We start from the raw sequence: 1,831 nt of genomic DNA on the forward strand, positions 1-1,831 counted from the left end.
GATCCGGTTCCCATCGCCTGCGAGATCGCGCTGGCACTGCAGACGTTCGTCACAAGGCAGGTGAATGTGTTCGATCCCGCCGTCATCACCATCGGCCAGATCAGCGCTGGCACCACCGACAACGTGATCCCCGAAACCGCCATGCTCTATGGCACCATGCGCACGCTCAGCGCCGCCACGCGGGCGAAACTACACGCTGGCCTGCCCGGCCTGGCCCAAGGCATCGCCGCCGCCCACGGCGCCAGCGCGACGGTGGAGATCATCCCCGGCTTCCCCGTCACCAATTGCGATGGCCGCGCCGTGGCACTGGGCGAAGCGGTGACAAAGCGCCTGTTTGGCGACGATCAGTGGCAGACGTTGGCCCACCCGATCATGGGCGCCGAAGATTTCGCCTATGTGCTCGAAAAAACCCCCGGCGCGATGTTCTTCCTGGGCGTAGCCGAAGAAGGCACGGATTGGCGCGCCTGCTGCGGCCTGCACTCTACCCACATGCACCTCGATGAAACCGCCATGGCCCGCGGCGCCGCGCTGCACGCCGCCATTGCAGAACAGTATCTGGCGCACGGGTTCGACTGAATTCCCCGCCGCCGCATGGCGCAAAAGCCGTTGCAAAGCGCCGCTGTCGCGCTATATCGACGGCCCGTCTGCCAAGACGGTGAAACTGGTGTGGGGCTGTAGCTCAGATGGGAGAGCGCAGCAATCGCACTGCTGAGGTCAGGGGTTCGATCCCCCTCTGCTCCACCAGTTTCTAATGGCATTGGCAGGCCAGCCATGCCAAAAACCGCCAATGCTTGTAAATCTAATCTCACTGGCAGCGAGTGTCATGCTCGTCGTGCTTGGCCTGTTCCCGACCGCCGTGTTGGCGCAAACCGCCGAAGCAGCGCCAGCAACCGAACCAGCGCCAGCAGCCGAAGCGGCGGCCGGCAATGACGGCACCGATCCCACCCGCCCGATCAATTCGCTGCGCGCGTCCTATGAACATTTCGAACTGCGCGGTGGCCGCTGGGCCGGCACGTTGGCCACATCGATCGAACAACCCTTTGGCGACGGTTACTGGACCCTGCGCGCCCGCGTGCCCTTCGCTGCCACCAACGCCCTGGGCAATTCGGCGCTGGGCCTGTCCGACGCCAGCCTGCGCCTGACCCGGGTGTTCGGCGTGTCGCGCAAGGGCGGCCGCGTCGCACAACTGGAGGTGATCGCCCCCACTGCCGGCCGCGACGAATGGGGCGGCGGCAAATGGCAATTGAAGCCGGTTTTCATCCAGGCTTATTTCCTGAAGAACGGCACCATCGTGGCACCCGCGCTGCAGCATCAGTTCAGCTTTGCCGGCAGCAGCCGCCGCGCCGATGTGAACACCACCACCTTCGATCTCTATGTTGTGCCGCGCTTGGCCAATCGCAAATTGTTCATGACCATCGATCCGGCGCTGATCTACGATTGGGAACGCAAGCAGACATTTGGTGCCCTTGCCGTCACGCTGGGCACCAACGTTGGCCGGCTGTTCGGCGGCCAGATGCAGATTTCGGTCAAGCCCAGCGTGGCTGTCGGCGGCGATCGGCCGTTCAACTATGGCCTGCAGGCCGGGGTGGCTGTGCTGGGCTTCTGACTCCGCGACATGGTTGCCGGTTGGCGAGCCGCTACATCCGTCCGCTCACCATTCTCTGTCGTCCTGTCGATGAAAGCCATTATCGCAGTCCATTGTCTGGCCGGTCAGGCGGCTTTACCTGGCTCACGGCGCGGCGCGGCATCACCGCCGGCCCAACTGACGCCAACAAGCGCCGCCGCCGCGCTATATCGGCGGCCCTCCCGCATGGGGGATCAGGATTTGGTG

Annotated in this window: 2 protein-coding genes and 1 tRNA gene; all 3 read left to right on the top strand. The window is 64.4% G+C overall.

What is annotated here, in order from left to right; genetic code table 11:
• Nucleotides 1–576: M20/M25/M40 family metallo-hydrolase (locus RMO81_RS08050; RefSeq protein ID WP_310475310.1), on the top strand; the 576-nt coding region annotated here is incomplete at its 5' end.
• A 92-nt stretch (nt 577–668) separates the two neighbouring features.
• Nucleotides 669–744, top strand: a tRNA-Ala gene (locus RMO81_RS08055).
• 79 nt (nt 745–823) lie between these two features.
• Nucleotides 824–1,606 (top strand): hypothetical protein, encoded by a 783-nt coding sequence (locus RMO81_RS08060; protein WP_310475311.1) that lies wholly within the window; start codon nt 824–826, stop codon nt 1,604–1,606.
• The last annotated feature ends 225 nt before the right edge of the window (nt 1,607–1,831 follow it).

Origin of the sequence: Sandarakinorhabdus sp. (assembly GCF_031422795.1) — a bacterium.
Classification (GTDB): Bacteria; Pseudomonadota; Alphaproteobacteria; order Sphingomonadales; family Sphingomonadaceae; genus Sandarakinorhabdus.

Excerpts from the sequence above, each read along its gene's own strand:
- RMO81_RS08060 (WP_310475311.1), top strand. The coding sequence starts at position 824 with ATGCTCGTCGTGCTTGGCCTGTTCCCGACCGCCGTGTTGGCGCAAACC.